This is a genomic window from Paenibacillus sp. FSL H8-0034 (genome assembly GCF_038000305.1).
Taxonomy (GTDB): domain Bacteria; phylum Bacillota; class Bacilli; order Paenibacillales; family NBRC-103111; genus Paenibacillus_S.
Map to the genome: position 1 here is coordinate 3784442 of NZ_JBBOBS010000001.1, position 19362 is coordinate 3803803.

The 19362-nt window shown below is 43.7% G+C and carries 23 protein-coding genes; 22 read left to right on the top strand and 1 reads right to left on the bottom strand.

The features are described from left to right. The 21 genes from NST47_RS17225 (at position 1) to NST47_RS17325 (ending at position 17130) form a co-directional block, all read left to right on the top strand. Positions 1 to 474, top strand: a complete 474-nt coding sequence (locus NST47_RS17225; RefSeq protein ID WP_341156186.1) for a phage tail tube protein — start codon at positions 1 to 3, stop codon at positions 472 to 474. A 32-nt stretch (positions 475 to 506) separates the two neighbouring features. Further along, entirely contained in the window at positions 507 to 929 is a 423-nt protein-coding gene (locus tag NST47_RS17230) for a phage tail assembly chaperone (protein WP_341156187.1), read from the top strand. 212 nt (positions 930 to 1141) lie between these two features. Further along, positions 1142 to 3634 carry a tape measure protein gene (locus tag NST47_RS17235; RefSeq protein WP_341156188.1) on the top strand — a complete coding sequence of 831 codons (2493 nt, stop codon included), beginning with the start codon at positions 1142 to 1144 and terminating at the stop codon, positions 3632 to 3634. A 63-nt stretch (positions 3635 to 3697) separates the two neighbouring features. Continuing rightward, positions 3698 to 4483, top strand: coding sequence for a stalk domain-containing protein (locus NST47_RS17240; protein WP_341156189.1), 786 nt, complete (start codon positions 3698 to 3700; stop codon positions 4481 to 4483). A gap of 76 nt (positions 4484 to 4559) precedes the next feature. After that, complete coding sequence (locus tag NST47_RS17245; protein WP_341156190.1) at positions 4560 to 5276, top strand: LysM peptidoglycan-binding domain-containing protein; 717 nt, start codon at positions 4560 to 4562, stop codon at positions 5274 to 5276. A gap of 10 nt (positions 5277 to 5286) precedes the next feature. Next, a complete protein-coding gene (locus NST47_RS17250) occupies positions 5287 to 6285 on the top strand; it encodes an XkdQ/YqbQ family protein (protein WP_341156191.1) in 999 nt (332 codons plus the stop codon). 2 nt (positions 6286 to 6287) lie between these two features. After that, on the top strand, positions 6288 to 6650 hold the full coding sequence (locus NST47_RS17255) for a DUF2577 domain-containing protein (RefSeq protein WP_341156192.1): 363 nt from the start codon (positions 6288 to 6290) through the stop codon (positions 6648 to 6650). After that, positions 6647 to 7039 carry a DUF2634 domain-containing protein gene (locus tag NST47_RS17260; protein ID WP_341156193.1) on the top strand — a complete coding sequence of 131 codons (393 nt, stop codon included), beginning with the start codon at positions 6647 to 6649 and terminating at the stop codon, positions 7037 to 7039. Before NST47_RS17255 ends, NST47_RS17260 begins: the two co-directional genes overlap by 4 nt. Before the next feature lie 2 nt (positions 7040 to 7041). Next, a complete protein-coding gene (locus tag NST47_RS17265; RefSeq protein WP_341156194.1) occupies positions 7042 to 8121 on the top strand; it encodes a baseplate J/gp47 family protein in 1080 nt (359 codons plus the stop codon). Positions 8122 to 8125: 4 nt separating this feature from the next. Continuing rightward, positions 8126 to 8698, top strand: coding sequence for a putative phage tail protein (locus tag NST47_RS17270; protein ID WP_341159687.1), 573 nt, complete (start codon positions 8126 to 8128; stop codon positions 8696 to 8698). Beyond that, positions 8695 to 8982 carry a ketopantoate hydroxymethyltransferase gene (locus tag NST47_RS17275; protein ID WP_341156195.1) on the top strand — a complete coding sequence of 96 codons (288 nt, stop codon included), beginning with the start codon at positions 8695 to 8697 and terminating at the stop codon, positions 8980 to 8982. Before NST47_RS17270 ends, NST47_RS17275 begins: the two co-directional genes overlap by 4 nt. After that, entirely contained in the window at positions 8979 to 9227 is a 249-nt protein-coding gene (locus NST47_RS17280) for a hypothetical protein (RefSeq protein ID WP_341156196.1), read from the top strand. The genes NST47_RS17275 and NST47_RS17280 overlap by 4 nt, the downstream gene beginning before the upstream one ends. Positions 9228 to 9247: 20 nt before the next feature. Beyond that, the gene (locus NST47_RS17285; protein WP_341156197.1) at positions 9248 to 9670 is read left to right on the top strand and encodes a hypothetical protein; all 423 of its coding nucleotides are present in this window, start codon (positions 9248 to 9250) and stop codon (positions 9668 to 9670) included. 11 nt (positions 9671 to 9681) lie between these two features. Next, positions 9682 to 9924, top strand: a complete 243-nt coding sequence (locus tag NST47_RS17290; protein ID WP_341156198.1) for a hypothetical protein — start codon at positions 9682 to 9684, stop codon at positions 9922 to 9924. Positions 9925 to 9960: 36 nt separating this feature from the next. Further along, the gene (locus NST47_RS17295) at positions 9961 to 11751 is read left to right on the top strand and encodes a hypothetical protein (RefSeq protein WP_341156199.1); all 1791 of its coding nucleotides are present in this window, start codon (positions 9961 to 9963) and stop codon (positions 11749 to 11751) included. A 76-nt stretch (positions 11752 to 11827) separates the two neighbouring features. Then, entirely contained in the window at positions 11828 to 13069 is a 1242-nt protein-coding gene (locus NST47_RS17300; RefSeq protein ID WP_341156200.1) for a hypothetical protein, read from the top strand. A 119-nt stretch (positions 13070 to 13188) separates the two neighbouring features. After that, positions 13189 to 13470 carry a hemolysin XhlA family protein gene (locus NST47_RS17305; protein ID WP_341156201.1) on the top strand — a complete coding sequence of 94 codons (282 nt, stop codon included), beginning with the start codon at positions 13189 to 13191 and terminating at the stop codon, positions 13468 to 13470. A 13-nt stretch (positions 13471 to 13483) separates the two neighbouring features. Then, entirely contained in the window at positions 13484 to 13762 is a 279-nt protein-coding gene (locus tag NST47_RS17310; protein WP_341156202.1) for a phage holin family protein, read from the top strand. Then, positions 13759 to 14421, top strand: coding sequence for a glycoside hydrolase family 73 protein (locus tag NST47_RS17315; protein ID WP_341156203.1), 663 nt, complete (start codon positions 13759 to 13761; stop codon positions 14419 to 14421). The genes NST47_RS17310 and NST47_RS17315 overlap by 4 nt, the downstream gene beginning before the upstream one ends. Positions 14422 to 14571: 150 nt before the next feature. Continuing rightward, positions 14572 to 16179 (top strand): SIR2 family protein, encoded by a 1608-nt coding sequence (locus NST47_RS17320; RefSeq protein ID WP_341156204.1) that lies wholly within the window; start codon positions 14572 to 14574, stop codon positions 16177 to 16179. A 243-nt stretch (positions 16180 to 16422) separates the two neighbouring features. Then, complete coding sequence (locus tag NST47_RS17325) at positions 16423 to 17130, top strand: hypothetical protein (RefSeq protein WP_341156205.1); 708 nt, start codon at positions 16423 to 16425, stop codon at positions 17128 to 17130. Positions 17131 to 17883: 753 nt separating this feature from the next. Here NST47_RS17325 and sda read toward each other — a convergent pair. After that, positions 17884 to 18027, bottom strand: coding sequence for a sporulation histidine kinase inhibitor Sda (sda, locus tag NST47_RS37185; RefSeq protein ID WP_445667382.1), 144 nt, complete (start codon positions 18025 to 18027; stop codon positions 17884 to 17886). Positions 18028 to 18191: 164 nt separating this feature from the next. Between sda and NST47_RS17330 the strand changes: the two genes are divergently transcribed. Then, positions 18192 to 19199: a hypothetical protein gene (locus NST47_RS17330; RefSeq protein ID WP_341156206.1), complete on the top strand. Its 1008-nt coding sequence runs from the start codon at positions 18192 to 18194 to the stop codon at positions 19197 to 19199. Positions 19200 to 19362 lie beyond the last annotated feature (163 nt).

Consider the following 19362-nt stretch of genomic DNA (forward strand, 5'->3'; position numbering starts at 1 on the left):
ATGGCTTTTCTGAACGCACGCGATACACTGTCCGGGCAAGAGGGCACAGCCTTTGCAACAATAACAGGTGCGGACGGCGCTAAGCAAAATGAGGAAATGTTTTACGTCAAAAAGCTGGAGGCCAAGGTAGAGAAGGATAAAACTGACATCAAGACACTTGGCCGTCGCGGAACCCAGCATAAGGCCAATGGATGGAAAGGCACCGGCACGATGACCATCTATTACGTCACAACCTTATTCCGGCAGATGATGCTGGATTATATCGGCACAGGTAAGGATAGCTATTTCGATCTTAAGGTCACGAATGAGGACCCGGCATCGGCAGCAGGCAAACAAACGGTTATCCTCAAAAACGTCAACCTGGACAGTGTGATTATGGCGTCCTTGGATACCGATTCAACGGCTTTAGAAGAAGAAGTATCCTTTACCTTTGATGGCGTTGAAATCGAATCCAGCTTTAATGATCTTGTTTAATTAAAAAATACAAACCACGGAGGCTATTAATTATGAGTGATTTAAGCGCATTTTACGCACAGAACGCAACAGCAACGGTAACCATGGAAGTTGTGGTATCCGAACGATTCAAGGACAAGAGTGGCAACTCGTTAGCTTGGCAATTACGCGGCATGACCGAAGCGGAAAATGAAGTGCTACGCAAGGCGTCTACAAAGCGGGTAGAAGTCAAGAAAGGGGTAACTGTCCCTGAGACTGATCCCAATGCATACATGGCTAAACTGGTGGTTGCAAGCGTCTCGTACCCAAGCTTGAAAGATGCAGCCTTACAGGAATCCTATGGTGTAAAAGGCGCTGAGGATTTGCTTCGTAAGATGCTGCTGCCCGGTGAATATAGCTCGCTCGTTGAGAAGGTCCAGCAAATCAACGGATTTGATAAGGACATGAATGAGCTGGTCGAAGACGTAAAAAACTAATCAAGGGGGGCGATGGTGAGGCTAATTATGCTTACTACGCCCTCCATGAGCTTAAGATACTGCCACAGGACCTGCTTAAGATGAACCCATACGAAAGGGCCGCGATTTATGCCATGATCGATATGCGGATTGAAGCAGAGAAGAAGCGGAGTAAGAAATAAGCGCGTCCTTCGGGACGCTTCTGCATCACTACTTGAGAAAGGAGGAATGGCATGCCAACAACCGTGGGTGCAAGCCTGAAACTGTTCGATCAATTCACGGCAACACTTAATCGGGCAGAGACGGGCATTCAATCCGTTATTACCGTGGCGGAACGTCTCAAGCACGAGCTGCAGAGCCAAATCACGCTTAACATTGATATGGCCGGAGCCTTAGCACACATCGAGACTGTTAAGGAGCGCATCCGAACGATGGGCGGATCGAGTGCGATTAACATCATCATCAATGAATCGGACGTTATCGCCAAAATAACGGAAATCCAAAATAAAATCCGAACAGGGCTTGCTGGAACAGCCGTAAACTTGGCCGTTCATTTTGATGCAGTTGCTGCAAGAGCGCAAATGACGGCGCTCATACACAGTTTGGGTAGCATGGCGGGTGTACAGTTAGTATTAGGCATGCCAAACACCGCTAGCATCGCCATCATTCGAGCGCAACTGCATTCATTGTTGAGCGGGTTAGGTTTAACGGGAATTATTATTGATGTAAGGCTAAATTCAGCCAAGGTTATTACACAGGCAGCAAACCTTCGAAATCGAATTATTGATACCATAGGAACCATAGTGGTAGATCTTCAAATTGAACTGCCTGCTGCTGTGCATACGGTGCTGACCGAGCTAACCCGGCTTGTAAAAAAACTCATTGAAGCCATAGATCGACTTCATAATGGCCCCGGCGGTGGTGGGGGTGGCGGCCCTGGTGGCAGTGGCGGTGGCAGCAAGGGTCCTGGTGGACTCATCGGACAATTGAAAGGCATTGCAGCGGCGTACCTGGGTATTGCTGCCGCAAAGAAAGCCATGGAAATATCGGATGAATATGTTTCAACGCAAGCCAGATTAGACCTGATTAAAGACAGCACGCATACCGTAGGGCAAATGCAGACGGAGATATTCCAGGCAGCTAAACGGGCGCGAGGCAGTTACGAAGTCATGGCGAACAGTGTAGGCAAAATGGGATTACTGGCTGGTGAGGCATTTGGGAATAACAAAGAGCTCATCGCGTTCACCGAACTGATGCAGAAGTCATTTAAAATTAGTGGTGCATCAACGATGGAACAACAATCCGGTATGTACCAACTTACACAGGCTATGGCATCTGGCAAGCTGCAGGGGGATGAGTTTAGATCCATCATGGAGAATGCCCCGATGTTGGCCGATGCCATTGCTAAATTTACAGGAAAATCCAAGGGCCAACTTAAGGAAATGTCGGCGGCTGGAACGATTACAGCAGATATCATCAAAGGAGCCCTATTTAAGGCATCTGATGACATCAACGCGAAATTTGCGACCATGCCCCGAACATTTGGCGATATGGCCGTGGGACTCAAAAACAAGGCGCTGGAGGCGTTTGGCCCGGTCATTGAAAAGATTTCCAAGTTTATGAATAGTAAATCAGGCACAGCCATTTTTGACGGTTTGTTATCGGGGATTTCTATGGCGTCTGCGGCGGCATCAAAATTTGTGGACATCGCAATTTGGGTGGTTGGCGTCATGCAGGATAACTGGCCGATTGTTAGGGCGATCCTTATGTCTTTAGCGCTTGTAATCAGTGTCGTCGTTGTTGCTGCACTCTATGAGATGGCGATAGCTACCCTTGAAGCGCTGTGGCCAGTCCTATTGGTTATAGCGGCTATAGCACTCGTTATTTATATCATCCAACAGTTCGGCGTTACGACACAACAAATAATTGGTGCGGTGATCGGGTATCTTTACTTTGTGTGCGCAGCTTGGTACAACATATTTGCCGTGATCTGGAACACCATCGCCTCTTCTGCGGAATTCTTCGGCAACGTGTTCACTCAACCGGCATTTATGGTTAAAAATACATTTTATCATTTAGCCATGGTGTTTTTGGGATTTATGGCAGACATGTCGGACGGCGCTGAGGATTTTTCGAAGTCGATATACCTGTACATTTTTGAATACGTCAATAAAGCAATTGGTGTATTGAACAAAATGGGTGGAGCACTTAATAAGTTCTTTGATACGGATCGTTTCAAAGAAATAAATCCGTTCAACTTGGACAACGTGAAGGGCTTTAGCAGTAGTATCCGTGTGATTATGGGGATGCTTGAAAAATACAAACCGGAACCCGAAGAAGAATTATTTAGGGTTCAACGCATGGAATTTATGAACATGTTCGATGCATTCAACAAAGGATTTGCAAGCGCTGATGACTTGATGAAAGGCATAGATGATATCCTCAAAGGTGCGCCTGACTTCGATATGAGCTCGATTAAAAATATAGACAATGTTGGCACAGTGGGGAAGGTCAAAGGCAAGGTTGATATCTCATCCGAGGATCTTAAAGTTATGCGTGAGCTGGCCGACATACAGAACATTCAGAATTTCGTTTCGCTCACACCTACTGTACAAGTTACTACGGGCCCCATTAACCAACCAACCGATGTCAGTGAAATCATCCGACAGATAGGTGACTTCATGGAACAAGAGGTTTCCAACAACGCACAGAGGTCCTATAGCTAGACTATGGAAAATATCGGAATCTCCTGATAGAATAGAGTCATCATCTATCGGGAGGTTTTGATTTTGAAAAAGTATATCATCGGTGCGCTGATCGGTAGTGCCTTAACCGTATCTGCCACTGCTGGAGCTACAGCCGTTAAACAGTACATCCTTACTGAAATTTCTTATCCGGTTGTCGTGAATGGGAAAGAGTTCAAAGACGCGACAGCGCCGATCCTGAACTACGAGGGCAGCACGTATGTACCTTTGGCGAAGCTTGGGGACATAACAGGTGTAAATTATAAATGGAATGAAACGGCTAAACAGGTTGAGATCGTGACAGACGGTGGCTCAACCATTTACCCAGGAGCTCCAGTGCCTAATTCAGGGGACCGGCCTTCAACCAACCAAGAAGCAATCAAGGCAACGCCAGGCGGAAACATTCAATTGACGCCGGATGCTGTTATTGAGAAGCCAAAGGGCTTAGTGGTAGAGAACGGCGAAACGGTCTTTTACGCCTATGACAAGGATGACAAGTTCAAGGGCAGGTTTACTGATTCAGACAGTGCAGCCTATTCAATAGCGCAAATAAAGCGAACGGAATTGCCTCCATCCTTATCGGAAGGTTGGATAGGGGCAGGATTTTTATTAAAGGTCTATGGTGATGCTGGGTATGATAACGAGGATTTTGTAATAAGAAACAGCGCAGCTGCCACTAAAAAGGAAATATTCTTTAGATTCCCTTTACCTGAGGGGTTTCGTCAACAAAAAAGTGGAGAGACTACTTCAAACGGCGTTAGAATCAAAAACCATGATGGTGGGTTTTACTTCAATATAGCGGATCTGCAAAAAGCAGGAATTTTAAAATAAATAAAAGAGCGCCCATTGGGTGCTCTTTTATTTATTGAGAAGGGACCGGAGCGCCATGGCTGACTATAGTATTTTTTTGAGTTGGAATAACAATGCTGAGGGCATACAATTACCTGTCAATCCTGAGTCTATAGAGGTTAAGGAGCAAGGGCAAGGCAAAACCTACAACATTGTAGGTAAGGGTGGAGGTACGGATGAAACAAGGGCTGGCGAGGTCAATGTAATTCAGAGCCCAAAGCTCAAAGAGGTCAGTTTCAGCAGCGTTTTCCCAAATCAGTATTATCCCTTTGTCAATGATGAGGCCCCTTTATTTGTGCCGATGTATTATATCGGATTTATACAGAAATGGTTGGAAAGCAAACATCCGATCCGTTTTATTTTTGCTGGGAGTTACAAATCTTTAGCAGATGCAACGAATATTAAGGAGCTATCAGACCTCAACTTCCCAGCCTCCATTGAGTCGTTCAATTGGAAGGAAGTCGCTGGGGGAAGCGGGGATATCGAGTACACGCTGCAGCTCAAGGAATACGTATTTTACTCTGCCCGGCGCGTAAAGGTTGGCACTGATGCGAACGGCAATGAAGTGCTTATTAAAGAGCCGCCGAAGCGCCCGGATGAACGAATCAGGCCGTTGACCTATAAAATGAAAGAGGGGGATGACTTACTCTCCATAGCCAAAAGAATTTTGGATGATGAATCACGAGATAAAGAAATCCAAAAATTGAACAATTTGTCCGATGCGGATGTGAAGAAATTAACACCTGGGACGGTCTTAAGCATTCCGCGGAACTAGGAGGTATTTCATGCTTGAAATCATTATCGACAACCGCGATGGGTATTTGTGGGACATATCCGGTATCGTCTCAGATGTGACTTACAAGACGGCCAGAATAGGCAGGGCTTCCAGTATGGAGATAACCTTTCTAAAGGGCGGTTTATATGAGGCGAAAGAGTTTAAATACACGATGGGTGATGTGGTTCGGATACAATTCGGCAATACGCCTGTGTTCTTGGGGTACATCTTTGTCATTGAAGATGGCCGGGATGAACAAGTTAAAATAACGGCCTATGATCAGCTTCGGTATCTCATGGTGTCTGAATACTACCAAGGAACGAACAAGACTGCTACGGAGGTGTTGAAGCACTTCGTAGATCGTCTTCAACTGAAAATGGAGGTATTGATCGACACCGAATATAAGATTCCGACGATCAGGGAGGACAACGTAAAGGCGATGGATATTATTTGTGGAGCGCTGGAGTCAACACTGACGGCCACGGGGGAACGTTTTTTGTTCTTCGATAACTTTGGCTGGTTGACCCTACGAAACGTCAAAAATATGGTCTTGAACTTGTCGTTAGGTGATGATAGTCTGATGTTTGATTACAAGTTGAAAACCTCAATCGAGGATTCTTATAATGTAGTTTGGCTGACACAGGATAATACGGATACGGGCGTTCGTACAGTGTATCCAGCGCAGGATAGTGCCAACGTTGCCATGTGGGGATTTTTGAAACTTGTGCAAAACATAGATGAAAAGGCGAATGCTGCGCAGATTAAACGGACTTTGGAAAACCTTATACAACTTAAAAACAGAGTAGGTCGGAGCTTCCAAATAGATTCTATCGGAGATATCCGGGTACGTGCCGGGTGTTATTTGTATATCGAGATCAAGGAAATAGGGATCAAAAATTATTATATGGTCAACGAATGCACCCATAAATTTGACGGGGATGAGCACACAATGACATTGGAACTGGTAGATATAAGGTTAGGCGATAAGAAAGTGACGGTGGTGACATGAAGATGTTAGAAATCATGAAGTCCACGAGCATAGGAGTCATACAAGCTGGTTATCCAGCTTCCATTTTCACAGGTAAGGTAATCCAATTAAATCCTCTTGAAGTGACCCTTGATCCACAAAGGGACCCACTGACGGAGGATTTTTTGTTGGTACCGGAGTCGATGACACATTATGAGATTGACTTGAAACACCTGCACACTTACCTAGATGCCAGTGATAGCGGCGATACAACAAGGAGCACGGAAGAAACTTTACAGGAGCCTATCGTGATCCGCCGTGGTTTAGAAATTAACGATGTTGTCTTGCTTCTCCGCGTTCAGGGTGGGCAGCAATACGTAATTTTAGATAGGGTGGTGCAGTCATGATTCCACAAGGGGGGACGCTTGCAAATGATCCGGGAACGGCCCAGCAGCCGAGCAAGACTTATCGGATCGACCCGATATCGCAGCGAATTGTGGGTACGATTGATGGTTTAGAGTCGGTCAAGCAAACCGTATCCCAGATCCTGCAAACGGAAAGATTCGAACATCTGATATTTAGCAGCAATTATGGAGCGGAAGTGGTTGATTTACAAGGGAAGAGTGAAGCTTACATCCGGACAGAATTAGGCAGGCGTATCCGAACGGCATTGTTACAGGATGATCGAATCTTGGATTTGCAGAACATGGACATATCCGTTAATGGTGATGAAGCTTTGGCAGTATTTACGGTAGTCACACAGTTCGGCAGTTTCGAGGCACAGAAAGGAGTATGAGCATGTACGAAAATCAAACCTTTCAAATCATCATGGCCCGTATGCTTGCCGTGGTGCCTGATGATGTAGACAAGCGAGAAGGTAGTATTGTCTATGATGCTCTGGCTCCAGCTGCTTGGGAATTGAAGAGACTGTACTCAGAACTGGATGACAATATCAACTTCTCTTTTGCAGATACCTCCAGTGGCGAGTACCTGGAGCGGCGTACAGCGGAATTCGGTGTCGAGCGGGAGCAGGCAACAAAGGCGCGGCGAAAAGGGCTATTTTATGGAGCGTCAAGCGCACTATTCGATGTGCCTATTGGTAGCCGGTACGCAGCCAATCAACTTAGTTATGTAATTATAGAAAGGTTATCCACGGGCATTTTTGTATTGGAATGTGAAACGGCAGGCACAGTGGGAAATCAGTACTTCGGTGCTCTGCTGCCAATCGATTATGTTAATGGTTTGTCTAGTGCGGTTCTCTCGGATGTGCTTGTACCGGGTGAGGACACTGAGACGGATGCAGCCCTGCGGCAGCGCTACTTCGCTATGCTTAACGAGCAGCCATTCGGGGGCAACATTGCGGATTACAAGCAAAAAATCGGAGAGATACCCGGAGTCGGGGGTGTGAAAATATTCCCAGCTTGGGCAGGAGGCGGGACGGTCAAGGCAACGATTATCACCTCAGATTACTCAGTTCCATCGCCGGAGTTGATTGACGAGATCCAGACGGCCATTGACCCTGTTATCAATAGCGGAGAGGGAATAGGGTTTGCGCCGATTGGTCATAGCGTGACGATTACAGGTGTTAGCAACACGACTATCCATGTTGAAACAACTCTTACACTCAGTAATGGTGTCACCATAGGGCAGGTCCAGGATGAAGTCGAGACAATCATTGGTGCATATCTACTCTCTTTGCGACAGACATGGGCGGCAGAATCGGAACTCGTTGTACGTGTTGCCCAGGTCGAGGCGCGGATTCTAGCCGTGTGGGGAATAACTGATATCACCGGCACGATGATCAATGGTGCTGCTGCCAATATTACATTGGCCGGTGAGCAAATACCAGCGCTTGGGACGGTGACGCTGCATGACTAAACTTATGGAATACTTGCCAATGCAGTACCACGGATTGAAAGAAATGGTTGAGATAACGGATACGGAGGATATAGAGTTTGACTCTCTGATTCTTCAAGTTAAGCAGATGTTAGATAATCAATTTGTAATGACATCGAACGTGCAGGCAATAAAGCGGCGGGAACAGCAGCTTGATATCCGGGCAGATCCAACCGTTGAAATCTTGGACTTCCGGCGCAAACGGCTCATTCATCGGTATTCCACTCGCCCACCGTTCACGGCACGTTATTTGCAGAACAGACTTGATGAGCTTGTCGGTGTAGGTGTGGCTACGGTGGATCTCGATATTCAGAACTTTATTCTTACCATCAAGCTTAAGATCCCAGATGCAGCTCATTTTTTAGAGATTGAACATGTCATCCGACTGATGAAGCCTGCCAATCTCATTTACTATCAAGAGACAGCTCTTGCCGATACGCTAACGCTGGTAGAACACATGTGGAGTACACCCCTTCACCGCATGACGCGGTTGGGTAGCTCTTGGAGATTAGGGAGCACACCGTTTTCTATTCGTGAGCAGGAGGTGCAGATTAAATGATTCCTACAACTTATTTGACGGAGCTGGCCACGTACACGAAGGATAAGATTATGAAGGTGGTTGTCAATAACACGGTTGAAATCACATCGTTTTATATCCGGCAAGTGAGTGATCATACGGTTGAACTGGAATATATGATACCTCATGGTTCGGTGGTAACTGCCGAACTGATTGAGCTCAGGAGCAACTCGGATGTCGTAGTTAGCTCCAATGCTGTATATATACCGATTACGAGCGATACCATCATCAAACAAAAAATGAAGGTCAGCGAGGTGACAGTATGACCTATGTTCCTAAGACGAATTGGCAATACGACGATTTAGTTACGGAAACTGATATGAACAGGATTGAGAAGCGACTTGCAGAGACGGCAGTCGTAATCCTCTCCAGTGTTGAGCCAGCTAATCCCGACACACATACTTTTTGGCTTGAAGATGTGGGCGAAGATTACGATCCTGGTGGCGGTGGCGTGGTCATTGAAAATGCAGCGCTCGACGGCAGTGAACCAATTTGGTTGGATGAAGAATAAAAAAGGGATGGTGTTGAGAAATGACAGACAAAAATATTCAAATGAAAATTAAAAATGGTGCGGATTGGGATAACTTGTACCCGAAAACTAAAGTAGGGTTGATTGATGGTCTGGTGGATCAGGTAACGACTTTGGTAGCTGGTGAAGTAGAAGGTAAGGTTGACAAGGTAGATGGAAAGCAACTATCAACAGAAGATTACACATCGGATGACAAGACAAAGCTTGCAGGAATCGCGAGTGGAGCCAACAATTATACGCACCCAACCGGAGATGGAAACACCCACGTTCCAGCTACAGGAACAACCAACAATGGTAAGGTGCTGACAGCCGGGGCTACGGCCGGTAGTGCTGCATGGGCGGATCTGCCTGCTGCAGGATCGAAAATAGCTGTAAGCACGGTTGAACCGACCAATGCTGACTTTTGGTATGAAGAACTTGCATAGGGGGCTGAACAATGGCTGATAAAGATATCCAGATGAAAGCGAAGAACGGCGCGTCATGGGACGCGCTGTTCCCAGTTACAAAGGTAGAATTGGTTGAGGGTCTGGAAGAGCGGATAGCGGAAATACCGGGGGGAAGCACAAATGCTTCGGATATTCATATTGCTGATGTTGCAAATAATACTAATGCCACAAATGTAGAAGATGCAATTGCAGAACTTTTTGCAAAATTAGCTATTGCCAGAACGTATTCTTAATGGGGTGAATAGAAGCATATGCCAATAGCGTCTCCAGTGATAATAGATACATCTAATGTTAATAATATTTTAAATCCAGATTCAGCAGTACGTGATTCGGCAGGTACTATATGGGTAATGAATGCGCAGTATACTTCAGCCTCCGTCCCGATCATAAGGAAATCAACAGATGACGGCGCAACTTGGAGTGTGGCAGCGTTTCCCGATGGATCTTCCCCTACATCGCCAGCAAGTACTATTAGCAACGCACGGCTAAAGCTTGGGGGCGGAAAAGCGTATTTCATAATCGCCACAAATGCTGTCGGCGTCACCGTGTTTAATCTTACTGACAACATAGGAACCCTGGCCAACGTTTTTTCTACGACAGCTTCATTTGGGTCCTTCGGCCATGACTTATGCGTTGCGCCGAACGGAAGACTGATGGTAGCATACTTATTTAGTGGGACGACCGGATCCGCCGTGTACAGTGATGACTTCGGTGCGACTTGGACTGGTAGAAGTACCCTAAACGTGGGCACCAGTACGAATCTGGGATCCAATCCTTTAACGATCACGGCGGACAGCGATAGCAATTTCTATATCTTTTCCGCAAAGTATGTCAGTGCCACTAACGTAACTTTAGCTATGACTAAATTTACAAATAGCTCATCGACGTATTCGTCTTTAAATAACATAATAACTTCCTCATCTGGAGTATACGTAAAACGCCCGGTGGCAAGCTTTATAAAAGGCTCCGATAATATAGGTCGTATTATTATTACTTACTGTGTCGGAACTACAGCATCCGCTAATACTTCCGGCACAGATGTAAAGTGGATGGAATCTATTAATGGGGGTTCATCATGGAGTACACCTGCAACCATAATTAATGTACCTGCAGCAGGGGCCCCTAACAATACAGCCTATCCTATGAAAATCTTCTTTGACAGTATTAATGAATTTGTTATTTTTCAATTCGGCCCTTATTCACATGCGTATGCATTCTATTTCAGAAAGTCCTTAACAGGCACGACTTGGGTTAGCTCGAATTCAGTCCTTACGAATACGCTTTCCAGTTCTAGTTTAGTAAGATCAGTGGATACACCTTCTGGATACGAATATGTATCGGGTTTCGATGCAATTTATACTTTGTCTTCTCCCACATATGTATACTATCACAAAGGTGGAGCTGCATTTAATAATAAACTAGATCCCTCGACAATACTGCCGTCATCCTTTAAAACGGTCCTTAATAAAAGACCGTTAATAAGGTATTCAGTTCCGAATACTGATGCCGAAGGGGATACGTTAGCGGCTTTGGTCGTTAAATATTCGACAGCCGATGAGCCAAACTTTGATGCTAATGTTTTCGCGTCAGATTCCGTCTCGATAGCCAAGGTGTCTGGATCATTCGCATATACTCGTCCGAGTGTTGATCTCCCTACAGGGACAACATACATCCGCGTTATTGCTTATGATAATTACGATCTATCGACTTATTCCTTCATTGTACACTTTGGCGTGACCCCCACAGACTGGGAAAACAATGAATTCGTTGCGAACTCAGGCAACATAAAGGCCAGCTCGGTTGCCTATCTCGTGCAGCAGCTCAACCTTGTTCGGGTGGCATATGGGCTTGCCGAGATAAGCGGATTAACAATAGAAGCAGGTGTAACAGAAGTTTCAGCAGCAGACCTTCTTTTATTAAGAACATCCTTCGAAGAGATAGTGATGGCTATTGGTGGACAAAGTTCTGTGACTTGGGCCGTACCATCCATAGTTCCAGGTTCAACTATACGCGATGGAGCACATTGGAAAGAAATACAAGACAAGTTAAGTGCCTTGTAGATTTAACATAGATTAGTTGCAGAGCACACTTACCCTGTGCTCTTTTTGCACTTGAAATTTAAAGGAGGCTTAAACGATGTCAAAAAACATCTTGCTCAAAAAGCATAACGGCACAGATTGGGATGTATTACACCCAATTACCAAAGCAAAAAACGTGATGTCTTCTGACGGTGGAACTCTGCAAGATCACATCGGAGCAGGCGGGACGGCACACGCCAACGCTACAAGTTCTGAAGCAGGGTTTATGTCTCCAGCGGACAAAGCAGCCTTGGACGCGGCAACCTCAGCGGCCACAGCTTCCGCATTGGCGAAGCGTGACCTTGCTGGCCGATTAAAGGCGGCCGCACCTGCTGCAGCTGATGACGTAGCACGAAAAAATGAAACAGACGCGGCGATGACAGCAGCAGCCACGGCCAGCGGCGCGGCGGCTACAGCACAAAGCAGAGCAGACGCCGCATATACCAGGGCAGACGCAGCTTTTACGCAAGCCAGTGATGGTAAAACGGCCGTCGCTGCCGCAATCACTGGCAAGGGTGTACCAGCTTCAAACAGCGACACATTCCCCCAATTGGCTACAAAAATAAACAATATACCACTCGCCGCGGGTAATGCGGTAGCAGCTGATGTACTGGTTGGCAAGACGTTTAGTACGCCAGCAGGCACAGGGATTCCTGGAGCAATGCCAGACAATGGAGCTGTTGTACTAACGCCAAGTGCATTGGCTAACGTGGCTGTACCGAACGGACGACATAACGGCAGTGTGGTTGCACAGGTAGCCGTCAATACTGCGGCTCTATTAACAGGACATAGCGTTGCGGGTGCTGCTGGTACTATGCCTAACAATGGTACTCCAGCAATCATGCCAGGTGTAAGTAACCAAGGCTTGCCTGCAGGTTATATTGAGGGTGGTGTGGTATACGGTGATGCAAACTTAAAGGCCGAGAACATTGCAGAGGGAGTGCCCTTGTTTGGTGTAGTGGGGACAGTTGCTCGAAGAACACAAGTAGTGGGTAATACGCCTAACTCAGCCATTGTATCAGGTGCTACGTGGTCTTACGATGTCAATGTAGGATTCCAGCCCGGCTTCTTCATATGCCATCTACGGATAGTGTCCAGCGGTAGTGTGTTCATGGTGACGTATTCAGGAGGCATAGACGGTTTTAACACTGCTGGTTGGCATAACGTACAGACGGGTGTAGGTACTTGGGGTAGCCCACAAGGAAGCATGACTTCTGTGGGTTTCAACATTAGATTCACAGGGCTAAACAATACTAACGTCGGTTTACAATGTTACGCCCAATATTTGGCAATCCAATAACCATGAAGCTTGGGCTCATGATTCCTGAATTGATAGCATTCTGTCAAGCATACGGATAACAGATTATGCCCGAGCAATCGGGTTTATTTTTTTACCCAAAACAAGAAAGGGGGAGCGATATGCCACAACCGGAAGATATGCAAAAAATTCAGGATCAACTTACCAACGTGAGAATTGATCTGCGCGAGCTCTCTACTAAGATGGACACCTTTAAGGATCTATCACGGAAAATCGATGATGTGGACGATCTCGCAAAAAAAGCTATGGAATCCACCAAGGCAGCACATCACCGCCTGGATAAGATTGATAAGATCAACACGTGGTTAGCGACTACGATCATTGGTGGAATTATTCTTGCTGTTCTTGGCTTCATATTAAAAGGCGGCCTAAACATAAAATAGGGAGTTGTTGTTAATGGAATGGAACGCAATAGCACAATTGATCGACCCGCAATTATTTCTGGTTCTTGCTGCTTGCTGGATCATCGGATTTACCCTAAAGCAATCCCCAAAGGTTCAAAATTGGACCATAATTATTTTTGTGACCGTCTTCGCGGTCATATTCTCACTTTTAATTCTTGGACCTTCGCCGCAATCGGTACTGCAAGGTATTTTGATTGGAGCTGTCGCCGTATATGGCTATGAAGTTTATAAAGCCGTCAAGCAGGCCAGTAAGGGGGATGAGAAGCAGTGAAAGCACAAGACTTTATTACTATCATCGCACCTATGGCTGTAGCCGAGCAACGGCGAACCGGAGTGCTGGCCAGTATCACCATTGCCCAGGGAGCTATTGAAAGTGGATGGGGAGCTGCTGTGCCCGGTAATAACCTGTTTGGGATCAAAGGGACCGGGCAAGAGTTCCAGACTACCGAATACATCAACGGTCACTGGCTCAGCATTGTAGGAGGGTTCAGGACCTATGACAGCTGGGAAGGATCTGTAATTGATCATAGTAATTTCTTGGTTGAGAATAGCCGTTATGGTCGAGCTGGTTTTTTTGACTGCTGCAAGGAGCTGGATTATGTCGGCGCTGCACGATGCTTGCAGAATGTCGGTTACGCAACTGATCCCAAGTATGCGGCAAAACTGATACAAATCATTCAGGCAAGTGGGCTGGATAAATACGATATTTTGGAAGAACCAACAATCAAGGAGGATGAAACAAATATGTCGATGAAACTGGAAGACTGGCAATGGGATATGCTGTACAAAGTGATGGGAGCTGCTTATAACGCGGATCAGCTTGGATGGGACTGGATGCAAAAGATTGTAGACAAGACACTTACAGCTTCAGAGCTGGGATTCCTGAATACGGTGCTAGATGGTAGGGTAGATCGAGGAATTGAAGTTTAGTAGTTAACAATGCCTTCTTTTCTTAGGATTGAGGGCATTTTTAATTCACTTACCAGTCTATCTTATAATTTGGAATTTATTTATATTTTTTATAGGAAGATAGGCCCGTTATAGAGTATAATATAAGCTAAAATGAAGGGGGGGAGAAATATGTCGGTTTTTGATTTGTTGAAAGGTAGTAATGAATATCCGATTGTGTTTATAGGGTCTGGAATATCAAAAAGATATGTTCAAGAATTTCCAAGTTGGCCAGAATTACTGGAATCATTTTGGAATCAAATTAACCAAAATGATGACTTTTATGCTTATTTAAATACACTCAGATCTGAAATTAAAGCTGCAAATCCCAATGCACCTGATAATGAAATTATGTATTTGACCAACATAGAAGCTGGTACGGTAATAGAATCTTCATTTAACACTGCTTTTTTTAAAGGTGAAATTACCATTGAGAATCTAAATTTTAAAGAGGCATATAATGATCGATTATCACCCTTTAAAAAAGCTATATCAAACAAATTCAGTTCCTACACGTTAAAAGAGGGAAACGATGAAGAACTAACATTATTCAAAAAATTTTTAAACAAGACGCAAATTATTTTAACTACAAACTACGATAATTTAATTGAAGATTGTTTCAATTCCATCAATACCAATGGCTTAAAAAAATATGTCGGGCAATCAGGATTCTTTGAACAAACTTATGGATGGGCAGAGATTTATAAGTTACATGGCAGCACTGAAAAACCTGATTCTATCGTAATTTCTAAAGCTGACTATGACAGGTTTTCAAAGAATTCGATATTAATAAGTGCAAAAATTATTTCATTGCTAATTCATTCGCCAATTATTTTTATGGGTTATTCTCTAACAGATATGAATATTCGAGAGATAATCAAAGATTTTTCCTCATCGATGACTCCGGTTGAGATTAAACGCATGGCATCACGGATCATAATCGTAGAAAGGGACCAAGGAAACCAAGAGATCAATGAGTCCCAATATTATGAAAATGAACTTGGATGTGAATATACAGTAGTTAGAACAGATAATTACAAAGAAATTTATAGTAAACTTGTCGATATTAATCAAGGGATATCTCCTGCGGAGGTAAGGAAGTATCAGCATGTTCTCAAAAAATTGATAGTTGATACAGGTAAAAAAGGAACTCTAAACGAATTTCTCGTATCTCCGGAGGACCTTGGAGAAATTGAAAAAAGGATCGGGGACGTAAACTTAGTCGTTGCATTAGGGGACGCTAGGTATATATTTAAAATGCCTGATTTAATGACTTATTTTTACGAGTATTTCTTTTTTGAAAATGGTCTTCAAACAGATATTGCTTTGAGGTTTATAGCAAGTCAGAGTGGGCGAGTTCCTTTTGTAAGGTATACAAAAGGTATTGATATTGATAAAGCTAGCCTAAATTCTAATGAAAAAGAAAAAATAAAACAGAGAATAAATAACAATAAAAATGTTGAAAGTTGTATTTCTTCCATTACTGGGTCAAACAGAATCAGAACAAAATCTATTCAGGAAATTCTTGCCGCAAAATACAAACAAGATAAAGAATATGATATAGTAGCTCATAATGTATTGCATGTCCCTCAAGATGACCTATTAAGTTATATTAAAGGCAAAATTATTTATACTAAGGAGTTGGGAATTGCATCTCCATCTACGCAATTCAGAAGATTGTTGCTCGCTTATGATTTGGCATACAATAATATAGAGGTTAGCGCCGAATCACCTCAGTGATTGCCACTAACCCCTTGTTGATAATTTTATTATATCCCATAAAACAAAAAAAACAATAGGAAATTAGTTACAAATTTTTGTATGGATTATCATCCAGAGGTATAAATGATAATGCACAGCCACCTTCACGCTCCCACAGGTGAAGGGTTTTTCTATGTAGTTCAGGAAAATTTTAAGCCTAATCAATCCTAACCCTCCCGACATATGATAACTCCAATATGCCTATTGTGGAGGGTGGTTGATTTGGGAGATATCATTAAGAAAGGGAAGAATTTCATATTCCCACCGATCAAGAGAGTTAAGGCGATGGCTACGTATAAGATGATTAAAGTGTCTGTGCCTGATGCACCTGTGAGCGAGGCGTTGCCAGCGGTGATGACTTTTTACGTGGATACACGATTTACAACGGCACAGGTGAATCGGATCAGACAGATGATTAGTATTGTACTTGGCAATTGGGAGCTTCATTTTGATCAACTCGACAGTGGAGAAGAGTCCAATTATCAGAATTGCTGTAATAAATATGCTCGCTTCAATCTAGCTCCTGTTTGGTTTGAAGAGAAACTAGCAAATGGATCTGTTGCTGCTTCAGTTCAAATGGACGGATTCACAACGCAGATTACTGCTAATGGCTTCGGCAGAGCGTCCAAAGCCTATATCATGTATCAAAAATCAGGTAGCTCCACAGTTAAAGGTGTGAATGCGTCTAATCCCGAGACTGCTTCGCTATCTGTGCTAATTAATGCAGATCATCTCAATAAAACAAGTGTAAGCACAGTATTTCTTGGAGGATCGCTTCAACATGCATGGTTGCATCGGGAAGGCTACAGGCACCCTGCTGGTAAATACACGTCTTATATGGCTGGGGAAGCTAGCATGTGTATTATGCGGGGTAATAAGGATAAGAGTCCAGGATTGTCGGATACCACATATACTCGGTGGTTGGATTAATAATAGGGTTCTCCTCAAATGGCTTTACTTTTGCCATTGACAATTATTTAGGGGAAAGTATACTTTCCATAACACCATGCCATTGAGAATATCAAAGCTCACATCCTCAAGGATCGAGGGCTTTTTTTTATTTAAATGATAAATCCCATTTGTCGTAACCGTGCCTCAATTTCTTCTTTTCTCGTATTCTTTCGAGTTGGTAGTTTTTCGTCTTGTGTAGGAGAAGGTGTAGGGGAAGTCTGGATTGGGTGAACGTAGAAGTAATGGATCACGGCGGACGGATTTTCTGAAATTCTTTTTAGCAATGAGTAAAGCAATGATTGGCATTCCTTGCCGAGGTTTCTAATTTTTTTTTATTTCCTTCCCATTCGCATTTATGACTTGATGGAGGATGTGATAGTTATTGTTACGCTTGGTTTAAAATCATCCTCGTTCGCAACTTCTTTAAGACATGATACATCTTTGTTTAGACATTCACTTTTAATGGGGAAGTACTCTATTAGTGGTTTATTGAGATCATCAAAGGGAGTCATGTGTGTACACCTCATGTAGGTTAGATGAACAAATTATATCATGTCAATCCATATTTTAGTAGATATGTATAGTCAGTGTGCAGATGAGATTACAACCATGGACCGAATAAAGGTGAGGAAAATTATCCTTACCCCGCCAGCATCGCCAACGGGGTCCAACCGGTGAAGGACTAGAAGCCATTCGCTCATATTTTATTTGTTATTACTCCTGACTTTCCCCTTACCGTTGCTTAAAGATAACTCCCCTTCGAACTAACTCCATCTCAAGTAATTCAATAAATGCTTTATCGACTCTATGTTCAATCGCCAGGTTGTAGTATTCAAGTAGATCCTTGTTATTTACTGTATTCAGTATTGAAATCATTCTCCTTATTGCGAAGGCTCCTATCCCTTCACCTATAAGAATTATGCAAATATCGACTTATATTTACAATATATGGTTTTATTTGTTTAGACAATCCATGAAAGTTATTGTAATCTACTATTTGTCTTATACATAATAAATTGGAAGATAAGGGAGAGATTTGTTTGAAGAAGTATTTGTCAGTTATATTGCTAGCTGTAATAGTATTTTTAATTATTCCAGTGTCATCCATTTTCGCAGCTGATGATTATCCAAGGGGCTTACTAAGGGCTCCATCAACTGGTATTTCTCAAGGAGATTTTGGGGCGGCCGCTGCGAATTCGAATCTTATGGCTGATGGTGACTTAGAAACCTCAGGGTATTTTTCCTCAAATAGCGGCATGATGAGAATAAAATTCGTTGGTGCAACTCCCCAAAGAAATATTAAGGGTTATTTTTTAAAAGCAAATACTAGCCTGACACTTTCATTTTTAAATGCCAATAAAGGCGTTATTAAAAGTCTTACTATATCTGACACAGATAATAAAATAGTACCAATCAACGTGGAAAATGTATCCTTTGTCGAATACCACGTAATAGGCCCTATGCCATCTGATTACTATAGAGTCTACGATTTAGATGTATACGATCAAGTTCCTCCAACTCCCCCTAGTATCCCTATTAATTTGAATGCAGTAGCCGGTAATGCTGTGATCGACTTAACTTGGACTGCGGTCACTGGAGCTACAGGCTACAACATCAAACGCTCCACAACTGCAGGCGGACCTTACACTACAGTTGCTACCAACGTATACGGCTCCCCATATACAGATACTACAGTTACAAACGGTACAACTTACTATTACGTGGTTACAGCAGTTAATGCAGGCGGAGAGAGTGGTAATTCAAATGAAGCGTCAGCTACACCACAAGGAACAGTAATACCACCTACAGGCAACAGAGCATTACTCGTTGTAACCCTCGTTAGCGGTCTTGAAAAAGAATACGATCTATCTATGACCGAAGTAAACAGCTTCACCACCTGGTATGCTGCACGCGCAGCTGGGACTGGGGCAGAAGTCTATACGATCAATAAATCGTTCAACAAAGCCAGCTTTCTAACGCGTAAGGATAATATCGCATTTAATAAGATTGAGCTATACGAAGTTAATGAGTATACACCTGCTCCATAAAATACAGCAAAGCCCTCGCTCCTTCGGATTGAGGGTTTTTTTTTGTTTTTCATGACATTACAGAATCATCACCGCTTTCAATCCTTTAATTACATTAAATGGGATTATAAGTTTAGACAATCCATGGAATATATTGTAATCTACTATTTGTCTTATACATAAT

Coding starts and splice junctions, on each gene's coding strand:
- NST47_RS17250 (WP_341156191.1), top strand. CDS start 5,287: ATGCTTGAAATCATTATCGACAACCGCGATGGGTATTTGTGGGACATA.
- NST47_RS17320 (WP_341156204.1), top strand. CDS start 14,572: ATGTCGGTTTTTGATTTGTTGAAAGGTAGTAATGAATATCCGATTGTG.
- NST47_RS17280 (WP_341156196.1), top strand. CDS start 8,979: ATGACCTATGTTCCTAAGACGAATTGGCAATACGACGATTTAGTTACG.
- NST47_RS17235 (WP_341156188.1), top strand. CDS start 1,142: ATGCCAACAACCGTGGGTGCAAGCCTGAAACTGTTCGATCAATTCACG.
- NST47_RS17265 (WP_341156194.1), top strand. CDS start 7,042: ATGTACGAAAATCAAACCTTTCAAATCATCATGGCCCGTATGCTTGCC.
- NST47_RS17305 (WP_341156201.1), top strand. CDS start 13,189: ATGCCACAACCGGAAGATATGCAAAAAATTCAGGATCAACTTACCAAC.
- NST47_RS17290 (WP_341156198.1), top strand. CDS start 9,682: ATGGCTGATAAAGATATCCAGATGAAAGCGAAGAACGGCGCGTCATGG.
- NST47_RS17225 (WP_341156186.1), top strand. CDS start 1: ATGGCTTTTCTGAACGCACGCGATACACTGTCCGGGCAAGAGGGCACA.
- NST47_RS17260 (WP_341156193.1), top strand. CDS start 6,647: ATGATTCCACAAGGGGGGACGCTTGCAAATGATCCGGGAACGGCCCAG.
- NST47_RS17270 (WP_341159687.1), top strand. CDS start 8,126: ATGGAATACTTGCCAATGCAGTACCACGGATTGAAAGAAATGGTTGAG.
- NST47_RS17310 (WP_341156202.1), top strand. CDS start 13,484: ATGGAATGGAACGCAATAGCACAATTGATCGACCCGCAATTATTTCTG.
- NST47_RS17255 (WP_341156192.1), top strand. CDS start 6,288: ATGTTAGAAATCATGAAGTCCACGAGCATAGGAGTCATACAAGCTGGT.
- NST47_RS17300 (WP_341156200.1), top strand. CDS start 11,828: ATGTCAAAAAACATCTTGCTCAAAAAGCATAACGGCACAGATTGGGAT.
- NST47_RS17285 (WP_341156197.1), top strand. CDS start 9,248: ATGACAGACAAAAATATTCAAATGAAAATTAAAAATGGTGCGGATTGG.
- NST47_RS17275 (WP_341156195.1), top strand. CDS start 8,695: ATGATTCCTACAACTTATTTGACGGAGCTGGCCACGTACACGAAGGAT.
- sda (WP_445667382.1), bottom strand. CDS start 18,027: ATGATTTCAATACTGAATACAGTAAATAACAAGGATCTACTTGAATAC.
- NST47_RS17230 (WP_341156187.1), top strand. CDS start 507: ATGAGTGATTTAAGCGCATTTTACGCACAGAACGCAACAGCAACGGTA.